12 protein-coding genes are annotated in these 14,302 nt (G+C 58.8%); 5 read left to right on the plus strand and 7 right to left on the minus strand.

What is annotated here, in order from left to right:
• Positions 1-535: 535 nt before the first annotated feature.
• The 4 genes from ACT01B_RS11225 to ACT01B_RS11240 are packed head-to-tail and all read left to right on the plus strand — an operon-like array spanning position 536 to position 5,340.
• The gene (locus tag ACT01B_RS11225) at positions 536-2,707 is read left to right on the plus strand and encodes an FUSC family protein (RefSeq protein ID WP_445143344.1); all 2,172 of its coding nucleotides are present in this window, start codon (positions 536-538) and stop codon (positions 2,705-2,707) included.
• Positions 2,692-4,146 (plus strand): efflux transporter outer membrane subunit, encoded by a 1,455-nt coding sequence (locus ACT01B_RS11230; RefSeq protein WP_445143345.1) that lies wholly within the window; start codon positions 2,692-2,694, stop codon positions 4,144-4,146. The genes ACT01B_RS11225 and ACT01B_RS11230 overlap by 16 nt, the downstream gene beginning before the upstream one ends.
• Positions 4,127-4,360, plus strand: coding sequence for a DUF1656 domain-containing protein (locus ACT01B_RS11235; RefSeq protein ID WP_445143346.1), 234 nt, complete (start codon positions 4,127-4,129; stop codon positions 4,358-4,360). Before ACT01B_RS11230 ends, ACT01B_RS11235 begins: the two co-directional genes overlap by 20 nt.
• Complete coding sequence (locus ACT01B_RS11240) at positions 4,354-5,340, plus strand: HlyD family efflux transporter periplasmic adaptor subunit (RefSeq protein ID WP_445143347.1); 987 nt, start codon at positions 4,354-4,356, stop codon at positions 5,338-5,340. Before ACT01B_RS11235 ends, ACT01B_RS11240 begins: the two co-directional genes overlap by 7 nt.
• 119 nt (positions 5,341-5,459) lie before the next feature.
• Here the strand turns inward: ACT01B_RS11240 and ACT01B_RS11245 are convergent, their stop codons facing one another.
• The 5 genes from ACT01B_RS11245 to ACT01B_RS11265 all read right to left on the minus strand — a co-directional run bounded on the left by ACT01B_RS11245 (position 5,460) and on the right by ACT01B_RS11265 (position 11,221).
• Positions 5,460-6,575, minus strand: a complete 1,116-nt coding sequence (locus tag ACT01B_RS11245) for an NADH:flavin oxidoreductase/NADH oxidase (protein ID WP_445143348.1) — start codon at positions 6,573-6,575, stop codon at positions 5,460-5,462.
• 332 nt (positions 6,576-6,907) lie between these two features.
• Positions 6,908-7,324, minus strand: a complete 417-nt coding sequence (locus tag ACT01B_RS11250; protein WP_445143349.1) for an SRPBCC family protein — start codon at positions 7,322-7,324, stop codon at positions 6,908-6,910.
• A 7-nt stretch (positions 7,325-7,331) separates the two neighbouring features.
• A complete protein-coding gene (locus ACT01B_RS11255; RefSeq protein WP_445143350.1) occupies positions 7,332-8,351 on the minus strand; it encodes an aldo/keto reductase in 1,020 nt (339 codons plus the stop codon).
• 449 nt (positions 8,352-8,800) lie between these two features.
• Positions 8,801-9,817 (minus strand): cytochrome d ubiquinol oxidase subunit II, encoded by a 1,017-nt coding sequence (gene cydB, locus ACT01B_RS11260; RefSeq protein WP_445143351.1) that lies wholly within the window; start codon positions 9,815-9,817, stop codon positions 8,801-8,803.
• Positions 9,818-9,823: 6 nt separating this feature from the next.
• Entirely contained in the window at positions 9,824-11,221 is a 1,398-nt protein-coding gene (locus ACT01B_RS11265) for a cytochrome ubiquinol oxidase subunit I (protein WP_445143352.1), read from the minus strand.
• Between the two features lie 384 nt (positions 11,222-11,605).
• Here ACT01B_RS11265 and ACT01B_RS11270 point away from each other — a divergent pair, with 384 nt between their 5' ends.
• On the plus strand, positions 11,606-12,010 hold the full coding sequence (locus ACT01B_RS11270) for a hypothetical protein (RefSeq protein WP_445143353.1): 405 nt from the start codon (positions 11,606-11,608) through the stop codon (positions 12,008-12,010).
• Between the two features lie 133 nt (positions 12,011-12,143).
• On the opposite strand, the gene ACT01B_RS11275 is transcribed toward ACT01B_RS11270, so the two are convergent.
• Both ACT01B_RS11275 and ACT01B_RS11280 read right to left on the minus strand, forming a co-directional pair.
• Positions 12,144-13,061: a helix-turn-helix domain-containing protein gene (locus ACT01B_RS11275; protein ID WP_445143354.1), complete on the minus strand. Its 918-nt coding sequence runs from the start codon at positions 13,059-13,061 to the stop codon at positions 12,144-12,146.
• 33 nt (positions 13,062-13,094) lie between these two features.
• Positions 13,095-14,039, minus strand: a complete 945-nt coding sequence (locus ACT01B_RS11280) for a helix-turn-helix domain-containing protein (protein ID WP_445143355.1) — start codon at positions 14,037-14,039, stop codon at positions 13,095-13,097.
• Positions 14,040-14,302 lie beyond the last annotated feature (263 nt).

A 14,302-nucleotide genomic window follows, 5' to 3' on the forward strand; every position in this document is an offset into this window, starting at 1 on the left:
CGGTGCACCATGCAGGCCCCTGTCACCCACTTGGCATCGCTGAAGCGTCGGTCGCAATACCCCGTCGCTGGGGTTGCAATGGACAGCGCCTCCCGCAAGTCCCTGTCTTCGCGGGAGAGCCCCTTCGGCCAAATGGCGGTCATCAGGGTGGCCCTGCGTGTTGAACCCAATATCAACGAGGTGATGCAATGGTTCAGAGAAGACGCCATCGCTGACTTGGGATCCCGAACGGCGGAGGAGCTTCTCAGGGCCGGGAGAGGATCGGAGCTAATCGAATACCTCGAGGAGGTAATTTGCCACGATCGGGAATGACTGCACGCGGCAGGAAGGAGCAGCAGCGCCCCGTGGCCTCACGCGAAATGTCTTTGGCGCGGATATGGACCTGCACTGAGCGTCCTTCCTCGATTGCATGGCACGGCGCGTTTGTGCCCTACCTTCGAGGCATGCATGTAAACACGCCACGCAGGGGACTCCCCGCCTGGTCTAGCCCGCCTTTCTGCCACCCAGGTGGCTCAAGACAAGAGCGATAGGCGCCATGAGCCCCCAGACTGAAGTGTTATTGGACAACGGCGCGCTTCGGGCACTCAGGGATTTCTGGCAGTCGGATCGGTTGCGTGTGATCCATGCTTGCAAGACGGCAATTGCCGTGGCGATCGGTACAGGCATATGCATGCGTCTTGAGCTCGCCCGTCCCCGCACGACGATGGTTTCCATCGTCATCGTCATGATGCATCAACAGGTGGGAATGACCATCGCCCGTGGCATATATCGCTTGTTGGGCATGCTGGCCGGCTGCATGGTCGCGCTCTTCATGGTGGTGTATCTATCCCAATCTTTTGCTGCGTTCTATGTCGTGCTGGCGTGCTGGACGGCCTGTTGCGTGTGGGGAGCGTTTTTCTACAGGAACTATCAGTCTTACGGGTTCGTGCTGGCCGGCTATGCAACGGCAATTGTGGCTGTGCCCGCCTGGACCGATCCCTACGGTATCGTGGACGGCGTCATCTACACGATCAGCGACGTGGTCATCGCCGTGGTCACTGCCAGTGCGGTCAATGCGCTGATATTTCCGCAAAGTGTTGGCGCGGCTTTCTTTGCCGCGGGGCAACGCCATTGCAGCCACCTAATTGGCGCGCTTCGTACCGTTCTGGCGTTCTCGCAGACTCCGTCCGATTTGGACGCCCTTCATTTCGCGTTGAACAAGGAGCGCACCGAGGTCGAGGCGCTGCGCAGCGCCGCAGTCTTCGAGGATCCGGAGCTGCGTGCGCGCACACCCATGTTGCGTGAGATTGGATCGGAGTTCCTGGATGTCACCACGACATTGCATGCCGTCAAACAGATTCGGACGCGAGCGCAGATGCACCACGACGCGACGGAACTTGCATCGATTTGTCGCCTCTCGCAGGAGGTCATGAAGTCACTGCCGGGCGTTTCCGACGCGGGCGACCTGTCTCTCCCGGACATAGCGCGGACAGAGACGGCCCTCAACGAGTGCCTCCAGGCCTGCTCGGACCACGACCAAGCATCACTTTCCCTGCCTACCGACGATGGTCATCGTCCGTCGACTCTCCATGAGACGTTCGCAAGGGTGTTAAGGGAAGCGATTGAGGATCTGGTCCTTTATCTTCGGCTCTTCGTTGCTATTCGCGAGCCAGTGACCAAGGGGACAAACGCTACGCTCCGCCTATCATCGGGGGCGCGCTACGTCAGCACGGCCAATCGATGGGCGGCTACGGCCGCAGCGGCGCGGGCACTGATTGTCGTAGCGGTAGTGGCGAGTGCCTGGTACATCTCGGGGTGGGACGATGGGTCCACCGCAGTAATAGGTGCTGCCATTACATCAGCGTTGTTTGCTGTCTTTCCCAACCCGTCTATGGCCAGTCGGCAGCTGCTGATCGGCGCGCTATTGGGAAGCTTGGTCGCCAGCTTGTTCGGATTCCTGGTCCTTCCCCACCTGGACGGCTTTCTCATGCTCGCAGCTGCGCTGGCGCCGATCATCATGTTTGGCAGCTACGTTGGCAGCTTCCCTAGCCTCGGGCCGACCGGCATTAGCTTCAACATCTACTTCAGCTACGTCGTGAATATCACAAACCCGGGCACGTACGAGCCAACAGCGCTACTGGACGCCGGATTCGCCTTCTGCACGGGCATTGGCGTCGCGGTCCTCGCCTTTGGGGTGCTTCTTCCGCCCAGCAGCGCCTGGGTGACCAGGTTCTACGTGCGTCAGATGCGTCGGATGGTGTCGGCGGATGCCTGTCGTTCGGTGATCGATCATCAGTCCCTGCGCCGTTTTGAGAGTGGTGTCCGGGATTATATGGTTCAGGTCAGCGCACCCTCGGCACCCGACCTGGCGCGGCAATGGGGGTTTGCCGTGCTGGATGTCGGAAGCGCCGTGCTCAAGGTACGCGACGCCTCTCTTGCAGAGGCCGGTATCTTGCCGTCGCATTGGCAAGTCATTCTTAATCACTGGCGAGAGTCCATTTCGCTGCTATTTGAAGCCGTGACGGTGGAACGCTACGGCTATGCGCTGGAGGCGACTTGCCAGGCTCTTCGCATCTTGAGCGAAATGCCCGAGGGACCTTCCCTTGCCAGCCGCGCATGGATCGACAGCCTTCGCGCGTACGTTCATTTCGTCAAGATCGAGCTCGTGAATCCAGCTTCGCCGCTTCACCCGGCTACGCCAGGAGAGGGAACATGCGACGAGGGATGACATGCGGGCTCAGTGGCCTTGCCGTGGTTCTGGCGGGTTGCGCAAACACAGGCGGCATTCATCCCACGGCCGCCCTGGTTGATCCAGCGAACTTGCAGTCCGGCGCATCAATCGCCTCCCTGGGACACGATGCCGATTGGCCGCAGGCCGATTGGTGGGGTGCTCTCAATGATCCCCAGCTCGACCAACTGATCCAGCTGGCTGTAGAGATTCGGCCGGACCTCCAGGCAGCCCGAGCGCGTCTTGATTTGGCGCAGTACCAGGCCCGAATCGCCGGCGCCACACTGCAACCGCAACTGGAAACGCATCTGGATCTGAGCCGCGAACGCTTTGCTCGTTACACGACGCCGTCACCACCGGGTGGATATACGGTCTGGAGCAATGAGGTGGGCGTCGATCTCAGCTACGACCTCGATCTCTGGGGGCGCAACCGCGCCGAGCTGGCCGGTGCCATCGATGCGGTGAAGGAAAACGCAGCCGAGCTGCAGGCGGTCAAGATTGCTCTGGAAGTCGCGGTTGTACGCGCATACGTGCAGTTATGGGCGCAATACCGGTTACTTGACGCATTCGACAGCCTCCATGACGAGGCCGTCAGCTCCCGCGATATCGTTGCCGCTCGACTGCATGCCGGCCTCAGCAGTCCGCTGGAGCTGACCCAGGCAGAGACTGTGGTCGCGACCAGCGCAAATCATGTGGAGCAGGCCCGACATGACATAGCGTTGCTCAAGAATGAGCTTGGAGCCCTTTCTGGGCGCGGACCCGGCGCCGGCGATGGACTGACGCGCCCTGCGCTAACGTTCAACCCGTCCGCGATTCTCCCGAGCGCGCTTCCCGCCGATCTGTTGGGCCGCCGGCCCGACATTGTTGCCCAGCGTTGGCGGGTCGAGACGGCGAGCCAGGGCATCAAGGTCGCTCACGCTGCGTTCTATCCCAACATTGATCTGGTGGCCTTGGCCAGCCTTGGCTCGGTCACTAGGTTCGGCGGCTTTTTCAACTTTCTCGACAAGAATGGCGGCGGCCACAAGGTCGGCGCGGCGCTGTCGCTTCCGCTGTTCGATGGCGGTCGCCTGCAAGGGCAATACGGTGTCGCGGTGGCGACCTATGATGGTGCTGTCGACGCCTACAACCAGTCCGTCCTTGATGCCCTGCGTGAAGTCGCTGACGAAGTGACCGCATTGAAGTCGCTCGATGCGCAGAGCCATCAGGCAAGGCTTGCCACGAGCTCGGCAGATCGCGCCTATGCATTGGCTACGCAGGGCTATCGCGGTGGCATCACCGAATTCCTGGACGTGCTTGTTACCCAGGACACGCAGGTCAGGCAACAGCAAGTCCTAATCATTACGGAAGCCCAGGAGCTTGATGCGTGGGTGCTCCTGATGCGTGCGCTCGGAGGCGGTTACCTGCCGTCAACGAGTACCCATGACGCTCCTGCCGCCTGAGGGTCGGATCATGTACGAGGAGATCAATATCTTTACCTTTCTCGTCCCTGGCCTGCTATTCGTGCTGCTTGGTTGTGTTCCGCTCTTTGTCGGTTTGGACCTGGCGTTAGCGCGTACAGGCGTGTATCGACATGTGTGGCACCCCGCTCTGTTCCGGGCAAGCCTCTTTGTCGCGCTTTTCTGTGGCGCCAGCTGGTTGACGCATGCATGGTGACGAACTTGGAGCGTATGAACGTTACTCCCATTATTCGTCTGATGGTCACGCTTCTTCTGTTGACCCTGGCTTCGGCGATGGCCTACGGTCTTTGGCGCGATTACATGTACTCGCCTTGGACGCGAGATGGGCGTGTGCGAGCGAAAGTTGTCCAAATTGCGCCGGACGTATCGGGCATTGTCTCGGAGGTCAGAGTCAGGGACAACCAACTGGTACGGCGCGGCGATGTGCTATTCGTGATTGATCCGGTGCGCTTCAGTGTTGCCTTGAAGCGCGCCGACGCGGACATTGCCCGGGCTCAGGCGCAAATGGCCGTCTCAGATGCCCATATCGCGCAACGCGCGTCCGAGCGCACCATGCGTCGGGCTGAGGCTGCGCGACGCACAGGACTTGCCGAGGAGGTCGTGTCGAGCGAAGCGAAAACAGACTTTGGCGCTCAGGCAGAACAGGCGAATGCCGCCTATCTCGCCGCCCAGGCTGAATTGAAGGCCAGCCAGGCCGCACTGGAGGCCGCGATGGCTGCTAGGCAAGCGGCTCAGATCGACCTTGACCGTAGTGTCGTTCGCGCTCCGTCCGATGGATCGATTGTCAATCTCAATTTGTATGCCGGCGGCTACGCCATCGCAGGTTCTCCGCGGCTAGTGTTGGTGGAGTCGCATTCCTTTTGGGTGTACGGCTACTTCGAAGAAACCAAGTTGCCGGAGGTTCGCCTGGGCGCACCGGTCAAGATTGAACTACTGTCAGGACGTGTATCCATGAAGGGCCACGTGGAAAGCATTGCCACAGGCATCACCGATCGCGACAACCCGTCGGGTGACTATCTTCTAGCCGACGTCAATCCCGTCTTCACTTGGATTCGGCTGGCTCAGCGTGTGCCGGTCCGCATCGCCATCGATGAAATCCCCCAGGGCGCCCATATCGCTGCGGGCATGACCTGCACGGTCTTCGTCGATCCGAGACCGGCGCAACGGACTCGATGATGTCGTCAGGACAAGAATCAGGGGCAACGCAGGTCGCGCCATTGCCGAGGGCCGAGACGCGCCTTGGTGCCGATCGCGCCTGGTACAGACGTGCAGTCTGCCACCAGGCTGCAGGCGGATCAGCGCGACGCATTCTCGTAAAACAGGTGCTTGTACCGACGGGGTTGGCACCGCAGGTACTGGTCGGGCGCCCTCACCTGCGCGCCAAGATGGGCGGCGGCATGCCAAGGCCAGCGGGGGTCATAAAGGATGGCGCGGGCTAGTGCAATCATATGGGCGTCGCCTGTTGCGACAATCGTTTCGGCTTGCTCGTAGCTGGTGATCAAGCCCACAGCCACCACGGGAATATTGATGGCGTTCCTCACGCCACGCGCCAAGGGGACCTGATAGCTTGGCCCCACGGGAATCGACTGTGCGGGATGCAAGCCACCGCTGGAGACATGGACTGCACTGCAACCACGTCGCTCAAGCTCCTGCGCGAAAACCGACGTTTCGGCCAGAGTCCAGCCTCCCTCGACCCAGTCGGTTCCAGACACCCGGACGGACACGGGTCGCTCGGACGGAAAAGCGTTTCGGATCGTGTCGAACACTTCGAGGGGAAAGCGCATGCGTCCTTCCAGTGATCCGCCGTACTCGTCGTCGCGCCGGTTTGTCAGCGGCGACAGGAACTGGTGCAGCAGATAACCGTGAGCGGAATGCAGTTGGATCAGGTCGATACCCAGGCTTGCTGCTCTGGTGGCTGCCTTGCCGAATGCCTCGCGAATGTCACGCATATCGTGATGGCTCAGCGCCGTTGGCGTTGGAGCATCTTCGCTGTAAGGCACAGCAGATGGCGCAACCGTCTGCCATCCGCGCGGATCCGAAGGCAGAAATTGTCCGCCGCCCTTCCAGGGAACCTCCGAGGATGCCTTCCGTCCAGCATGGTTCAACTGAATGCCGATACGAACGTCCGACCAACGTCGGATGCCGTCTAAAATGATGCGCATGGCGGCTTCGGTGGCGTCATTCCAAAGGCCCACGTCGGCGTAAGTAATTCGCCCTTCAGGCAGGACGGCGGTCGCTTCTATCGTGAGGAGAGCGGCACCAGAAAGAGCCAGCTGCCCGAGATGCATGAGATGCCAGCTATTCATGCATCCATCTTCAGCGGAATATTGGCACATCGGCGCGATTAGGATTCGGTTGGGCAAGTAAAGATTGCCTATGTGAATCGACTTAAAAAGCACTGGCTTGGACATGGCAGGCTCTCCCGGCGTAATCGGAACGATCAAGGCTTGGGTGTTCTCGGGCAGATGCCCGATGAGCTATTTTCGCCCGGCCGTGATAGGCGGCAGTTACTTGCACTGATTCATGCTCGGGTGCGCGACGTCAGCAAAAACACCAACAGACCCAGCAACGTCTGCGCGAATCCAGCCCAGGCGGCGGAGAGCAGTCCATGACTCTCTTTCGGACCGTAGCTGTATATTCCACTCACTCAGTCACCATCGATTGAACCGTCAGGCCCCTTTTGCGGCGACAGACGGTCGCTTGCCGCCTCGCGCCAAGTCGGCAAATGCGTCATCGCCGATGGCTAGACCTTCAGTGCTTGAACCAGACTTTTCAGTCCTTGGTCATAGATGTCCTGGAATATTCCCGAAGCGTCTTTATCCGTTACCCCGACCGGCGTGAATTCGCCAAACCACTCCACGCGCGACGACTTGCCAGCACCCGTGCTAGATACTTTGATGGTCGAGTAGTACGAGGCGACGGGAAACGGGGCTTGCAGGATATGGTAGGTGTAGTGACGCTCCTGCTCATCGAAAGCCATCAGTCGCTCGATGATGGTCTCGCCATCTTGCGTTACAAGGTGCCTGACCCGACCACCCTCCTTGAGCTCCGATGTCGGAATGAAGGGGAGCCAATCAGGCAACGAGCCAAACCCTCCGATGACGCCCCACACGCGGTCCGGGTCGACCGGCAGGTCAATGCTGGAAGCTGCCCTGGCCATAGCTCACCTACCTTTGATCGATCGGCAATGGGGCGACCTGCGAGACCAGTCGCTGCTCACGCAGTTCACGCCAGAAGTCGGCGGGAATGGCGGCCTTGATCGCCGCGTGATCTTCCTTGATTCGCTCAGGCTTGCTTGCGCCAGGGATCACCGCGGCAGAGGCGGGATGAGCTAGCGAAAACTGGAGCGCGGCGGCCTTGATCGGAACGTGGTGCCTGGCGCAAAGCGCCTTGATCTTCTCCACCTTATCGGCGATATCTTGGGGAACCTTGCCGTACTCGAAATGGGCGCCGCCAGCGAGCACGCCAGAACTGTACGGGCCGCCGACTACGATGTCGATTCCCCTCGCGGCAGCGGCTGGCATAAGCCGCTGCAAAGCGAGTTCGTGATCCAGTAACGAATAGCGGCCCGCAAGGAGCGTTGCGTCGGGCTGCACTTCCGACAGATCGAAAAGCATCTCAACCGGCTGCACCTTGTTGACACCGAGTCCCCATCCCTTGATCACGCCTTGGTCGCGTAATCGGCTTAGGGCGACGAAGGCACCCTTGCGGGCGATGTCGAATATGCTGATCCAATCGTCCCCGTAAAAATCCTGTGCGACGTCGTGTACCCAGACAAAGTCGATGCGGTCTACATTCATCCGCTTGAGACTGTCTTCGATGGACTTGTGAGTGCCGTCGGCCGTGTAATCGTATGCGATCTTGTTGGCTCGGCCATACTTGAATATGTCTCCCTTCTCACCGAATTCGCGCGAGTCGGCATCCTCGGTCTCCTCGAGGATCAGTCGACCGACCTTCGTGCTCAGTACGTACTCTTCACGCCGGTGTTTCGACAACTCTTCGCCTAGCCGAATTTCCGATAGACCCGCACCATAGAACGGCGCAGTGTCGAAGAACCTTGTGCCCTCCTCCCAGGCTGCATTAACAGTAGCTGCCGCCTCGGCATCGGAAATATTGCGGAACATATTACCCAGCGGCGCAGCCCCAAAGCCAAGTGGTCCTCTTGGCAGCGTGTCTCGAAGCTTCATGACAACCTCCAGATCCAAATAGAAAATGAATCGTTCCAGGGCAAGCTGACCTTTGAACCAATGGGTCCAAACCAGGGGCTTCGAAAGCGTTCTTTGGTACGCAGCTTCAACGGCACAGCCGATCGAACGCGGTGAGGGCCCCGGAAGCCAGTTGTATCTGGTCCTCTACGGCCCGCCAATTCACTTCCTGATGCGCGTGCCTTTTTCCAGAACGAAGAATTGCTTGTCGAGATTGTCAAACTGGCGATGAAGTTCTTGTCGTGTGCGAGACACTGCTATCACTCCTACGCCCATATCTATTCGAGTTAGGGCGCTATGGATGCTTTACCACGCCAAGAATGAGCAACTTGAAAATGCTGCTAATCAACACGGTCGTCAGAACACCGCATATCCAGAGCAACAGGAACCATCCCGATCTTCGCCACACGGAATGGTGGGTATCGTCGCCATCATGATTCATCGGTATAGCCTTTTCGTTCATCCCGCACTTTGCCGCGGAAAACCCGGTACTGCATGAAGCTGTAGCAAAGGACCACGGGAAGTATGATGAGCACGCCAATCAATGCGAAGAGTTGGCTGGATTGATTTGAAGAAGCCTCCCAGATCGTTAGCGACGGGGGAACGATATAGGGCCAAATGCTGATCACCAACCCGCTATACCCAAGGAACAGGAGTACCAGTGACAAGACGAACGGAACGCGATCCTGCTGGCGGTCCACCGCGCGGCGGATGCCAAATACGCTCAGAAGCACGAGTAATGGCACCGGTGCGAAGTAGATGAAGTTGTGCCCCTCAAACCACCGCCGGGCCACCCCAGGCTGAGCAAGGACCGTCCATGCGCTAACCGCCAGGATCACCACCAATAGAACGGTACTAAGGGGTTTCATCAGTGCATACATCCGTGCTTGTAGTTGACCCTCGGTACGCCAAATCAGCCAGCCACAGCCAAGAGTTGCATAGGTCACAAGCAAGCCGAGGCCACAGAACACGCTGAACGGTGAAAGCCAATCGAATGCATTTCCCGTAAAACGTCCGCTAGTGATCTTCACGCCCTGAAGAAGCGATCCGAGCACGACGCCTTGGCAGAAGCTCGCCTGTACGGACCCCGCTATGAACGCCAGTCCCCAAATGTGCTTGGTTCGTGTCGCTTTGGCACGTAGTTCGAAAGCCGCGCCTCTGAAAATGAGGCCGACGAGCATGAGAACGAGCGGCAGATAGTTCGCAGGAAGAAGCGTCGAATACACCACAGGAAACGCGGCATAGAGCGCCGCCCCGCCTAGGACCAGAAAGGTCTCGTTTCCATCCCAGACGGGAGCAACCGTGCTCAGCATCACATGATGGTCTTCGGCCCTCTCGAAAAAGGGCAAGAGCAGTCCAACGCCCAGGTCAAACCCGTCGAGCATCACGTAGAGAAAGATTCCCGTCGCGATGACCACAGACCAGATGGTTGGCAGATCGAACACCATGGCGCATCACCTGTCGATGGCTTCGTTGGCGCGAGACATCGCGTTGTGTTCAAGCGCGGGATGCGGAGCGTTGCTCGGAATAACCGCGTCTCCGGGGGAAGGCCCCTGCTTCATCAGCTTGACCATGTAGAAGATGCCTGTTCCAAATACCAGGAGGTAGACGATCACGAATGTCAGCAGTGAGGTGCCTACCTGTTGCACATCGAGCGGTGATGCCGAATCTTCCGTCCTGAGCACGCCGTATACAGTCCATGGCTGACGGCCCACCTCGGTCGTCACCCATCCAGCAATAAGGGCAACAAGGCCCGATGGCCCCATACAAAAAACCCAATAGTGGAACCAGCGTGCTTCGTAGATGCGACCACCCTTGCGCAGCGCGAGCCCGGCAACCGACATCAACAGCATGAGCACGCCAAGGCCTGCCATGAGACGAAACGACCAGAAAATGATGGGCGAATACGGCCTGTCACGAGCCGGGAAACTCTTCAGTCCTTCTATCTCTCCACTCCAGGAGTGGGTCAGGATGACGCTGCCAAGATGAGGCACTTGGATGGCGTAACGGGTGGTCTCCGCTGCCATGTCAGGAAACCCGACGAGGTTCAACGACGTGCCGCCGTGCTCCGTCTCCCACAAGCCCTCAATTCCCGCGATTTTCGCCGGCTGATACTTCCGTGTATTCAAGCCGTGGGCATCGCCAATGAATATCTGAATCGGCGTAAGGATGACGAGGATCCACAACGCCATGGAAAAACTGCGCTTGACGGTTTCATCGCGACGCCCTTTCAATAGTTGATACGCACCACAGGACCCAACGAGAAACGCAGCCACGATGTATGAGGCCACGGTCATATGGGCCAACCTGAAGGGGAACGACGGGTTGAAGATCACCTTGAGCCAGTCCAGCGGGACGATCCTTCCATCGACGATGGCAAACCCCTGCGGGGTCTGCATAAAGCTGTTGGATGCGAGTATCCAGAATGTGGACATCAGCGTGCCGAAGGCCACCATGAGCGTGGCAAAGAAATGTGCACGCTCACCCACTCTGTCCCATCCAAACAGCATCACACCGAGAAATCCCGCCTCCAGGAAGAACGCCGTGAGCACCTCATAAGTGAGCAGTGGGCCAGTGATCGATCCGGCGATGCGGGAGAATTCGCTCCAATTCGTCCCGAACTCATAGGCCATCACCACCCCGGAAACCACCCCAAGGCCAAAACCAACCGCGAAGATCTTCGACCAGAAGAGGTACATCGACTTGTAAGTCTCGTCTCTGGTCTTAAGCCAAGCGCCTTCGAGCACCGCCAAGAAACCCGCCAGGCCAATGCTGATCGCCGGGAAGATGATGTGCACTGCCACAGTAAATGCAAACTGCAATCGTGCCAGGTGTATGGCATCTAGAGTCATCAGCGTGTCTCTTCACTGATCCGTCGATCCAAGCGCGCCGGAGGTGACGGCGCGACGTCACGGGCGTTGTCAGGGCTGTCGCACGCGACATCCGGATGGCGGATACATTAGGTCCGCGGGCGATCGGCGGATAGCACAGGTTGCTCACTTTTCTCTTCAGGAATCGCTCGACATCCGATCCCGACCGCGACGTGGACGAAAAGTGAGACGTGGATCAAATGCGGTGTGAAGATTTCCGGCAAAAACGGCTAACCGTTTCAATCCGGATTGTGGCGGGCGCGGGAGGATGGCCCGGCGCAACACGTTTGTCTCATCGTCTTTACCTCGGCTCGTTAATCGGAGCGGCAGCATGGATTACCCGTTCCCGCCGCAGGGGGTGTACCTATGAAACGGGAAATGGGACGCAACGCTGGCGATGCGTGGTTTCATGTCATGGACGCCAAAGATTCTGGACGTCTACGCTCTGTGTTCAGCGACACCGTACAGCTCGATACGTCCATGCTGAGCGATCGTCTTCATGGCGCTCCAGCTGTTGGCGCGTTCTTCGACGCGTTCACCGAGCTCTGCGAGACGCTGACCATCCAGGACGAGACCGAGGGAGACATGGCTACCTATCTTGCCTGGCATGGTGTCGCATTCAGCGGGCGCTCGTTCGACGGCATCATGAGCCTCACGCGCGATGAACACGGCCATATCCACCGGATCAACTTACTCTGCGAGCCATTTGGCATGCTGCTCAGATTTTCTGCAGCACTGACTCCACGTCTGCAAAGCTATCTGCCCAACTGAGGCAGTCGTGCTGATCCGATAACTGCATGTTGCTTGCAGCCTGACACTCATCGCACGCTGCGTCACGCCGAAGCGTGACCGCCGGGGTCACGGTTCCCGATGACTCCGGCGCTGCCGAGGCTTCCGCCCAGGTTCAAGATGCCATAGGCTGATCAGCCGACACAGGGGCCATCGTCGAATGGGCGCGCTTCCATCTGGCCGGAGTCATGCCAAGTATGGCTGCGAAAGTCCTTGTAAGGTGACTTTGGTCAGAGAAGCCCCATCGAAGCGCGATCTCCGCCGTGGGCAACGAAGTGGCAAGAAGGTCGCCACACGCCTGGTCGATGCGCTGGCGAACAACCCAGCGATGAAGGCTCTGTCCTGTGCTGGCGAAGAAGGCACGTCGCAAATGCGACGTCGAGATACCGCACATTTCCGCCAATTCCCTAGCGTCAACCTTGCTGTCGAGGCGAGTCAGCATTGCCTGCTTTACCGACTGAAGTTGCCATGGAGCAAGCGTTCCGGCAACTTCGGTCCGCGTGGCACTCCGATCGCCATACGTTCTCAAGATGTGATACTGGATGGCTGTTCCAATTGCATGGCAAAACTCTGCGTTGCTTCCCCTGCCCGGCAGTGAAGCAAAGACGTGCTCACAAAGGGCATCCATTAAGTGCTCCAGCACTGTATCGGGCGGATATTCGCTGATCATTGGGAACGAGGTGATTCGCACCTCGCAACCTGTGGCCAGGCATTCCAGAGCGCTCAAGGCAATTTTGAGAGCACTGTATTTGGCTCCGCCGGCGCCTATCAGGCTAGCGCCACGCTCTAGGTTGACAAGCCATGTGGAGCAGCCCGAGGCTGTCGTGGCCGAGCGTCCGTCATCAAGCTCCAGAAATATCGTTCCGCCATGGGGAATCAGCAGAAGGATCGCCAGCTCCGAAGCATAGCTGCGGCGCGACTCCCGTTCTGGATCAGCGTGGACCCGAAGAAAGTGCAGGCCTGAGCCGCAGTCTAGCTCGCATCCGCCATGTCTCGGGGCATTCTCTGAATGGAAATTATCGTGCATCAGCATGCGTCGAACGCCGACAAAGATGGGAACACTGCTCTACCTGCGGATTTGCTGTGGCCCGAGCAAGATGTGCGCGCGATGGCTCATATACCGACGCCATGCACCCGGCGAAGCGCCAACGATGGTTGTAAAGACCCTAGTAAAATGACTTTGGCTCGTGAAACCGCACGCTTCGGCGATGTTACTCAAGGACATCTCATTCATTCGAAGCAGCTGCTGGGCCCGGTCGACACGCCGCTCCTGCAGCCATTGGTAAGGCGGCACACCAAAGGTGCGTCGAAAGGCCCTGGCAAAATGCTTAGGTGAAAGGCAACACTCCCGGGAAATCTCACCGATAGTTAGATCGGTGGCCATATTTGCCTCGATCATCTCAGTGGTTCGTCGGATCTGCCAGCACGTCAGCCCACTTCGCAACGGCCGCGGATCAACGCATGGACCGGCATAGGTGCTTATCAGGTGTGAGTGCAGCGCGAGGGCGACCTGATCGAAGAAGAGGCTGTCCACTTCGTCGGCCCGCCCAAAACTCGGAACAAGGGCGCGCGCCATATGAAAGAGGATTGGATCTTTCTGGCCGAATGGCGGCCGCTTGAGTCCAGTCACGGGCTTCTCGTCCGAGGCACTGCAAAGCGCATCGATGGCGGCTTGAGAGACCTCGAACCTGACCAATTCGAACGACGAGTGAAACGTCTTAACTGGATTGCTCTCCAGGTTAAAAAGAAAAATGCCTCCCTGGGGCATTGGGTCCGAAGTAGCCAACCGACCGAGCAGTCGAATCTCCAGAGAATCAATTGCCCGGAGGGCTATTTGGATGGTGTAGGCGTCCACGCGCGGCGGAGGATCGGCGGTGCCGTGATCGGGCACTTCGCAACGTAACCAGGACGCCAGTATGGGTGACACCCCCGCCACGCCGGAGACAAGCGTCGGCGTCGACGGCAAATGAAAGCGTTTAGCGATCTGCTTGACGTAATACGCTGATTGCATGGCACCTGACCGCGCACGCTCAACCAACGAGCCCGCCGCCGGCGACCGGCAGCCGTAGGTTCGGCTCCGGTCAGGTGAGTCTCCTTCTCAGCGCGACGGGAAATGATCCATGTTACGGCGAGCAAAGGCATCTACCGCACGCGTTTCTTGCGCATCGAAGGAGCAATCTTGCGCAAAAGTGCTCGGATCGGGCACGTCCCCTCTAGAAAGCGGGAGTCACAGCCAGACAATGGCACCGCTCGTTGGATACGCATTTGCGACAT

It is taken from the genome of Dyella sp. Tek66A03, from assembly GCF_052567735.1.

What these genes read in the sequence shown, in the direction of transcription:
- ACT01B_RS11225 (WP_445143344.1), top strand. Translation starts at nt 536, where the DNA reads ATGAGCCCCCAGACTGAAGTGTTATTGGACAACGGCGCGCTTCGGGCA.
- ACT01B_RS11230 (WP_445143345.1), top strand. Translation starts at nt 2,692, where the DNA reads ATGCGACGAGGGATGACATGCGGGCTCAGTGGCCTTGCCGTGGTTCTG.
- ACT01B_RS11235 (WP_445143346.1), top strand. Translation starts at nt 4,127, where the DNA reads ATGACGCTCCTGCCGCCTGAGGGTCGGATCATGTACGAGGAGATCAAT.
- ACT01B_RS11240 (WP_445143347.1), top strand. Translation starts at nt 4,354, where the DNA reads ATGGTGACGAACTTGGAGCGTATGAACGTTACTCCCATTATTCGTCTG.
- ACT01B_RS11245 (WP_445143348.1), bottom strand. Translation starts at nt 6,575, where the DNA reads ATGTCCAAGCCAGTGCTTTTTAAGTCGATTCACATAGGCAATCTTTAC.
- ACT01B_RS11250 (WP_445143349.1), bottom strand. Translation starts at nt 7,324, where the DNA reads ATGGCCAGGGCAGCTTCCAGCATTGACCTGCCGGTCGACCCGGACCGC.
- ACT01B_RS11255 (WP_445143350.1), bottom strand. Translation starts at nt 8,351, where the DNA reads ATGAAGCTTCGAGACACGCTGCCAAGAGGACCACTTGGCTTTGGGGCT.
- cydB (WP_445143351.1), bottom strand. Translation starts at nt 9,817, where the DNA reads ATGGTGTTCGATCTGCCAACCATCTGGTCTGTGGTCATCGCGACGGGA.
- ACT01B_RS11265 (WP_445143352.1), bottom strand. Translation starts at nt 11,221, where the DNA reads ATGACTCTAGATGCCATACACCTGGCACGATTGCAGTTTGCATTTACT.
- ACT01B_RS11270 (WP_445143353.1), top strand. Translation starts at nt 11,606, where the DNA reads ATGAAACGGGAAATGGGACGCAACGCTGGCGATGCGTGGTTTCATGTC.
- ACT01B_RS11275 (WP_445143354.1), bottom strand. Translation starts at nt 13,061, where the DNA reads ATGCTGATGCACGATAATTTCCATTCAGAGAATGCCCCGAGACATGGC.
- ACT01B_RS11280 (WP_445143355.1), bottom strand. Translation starts at nt 14,039, where the DNA reads ATGCAATCAGCGTATTACGTCAAGCAGATCGCTAAACGCTTTCATTTG.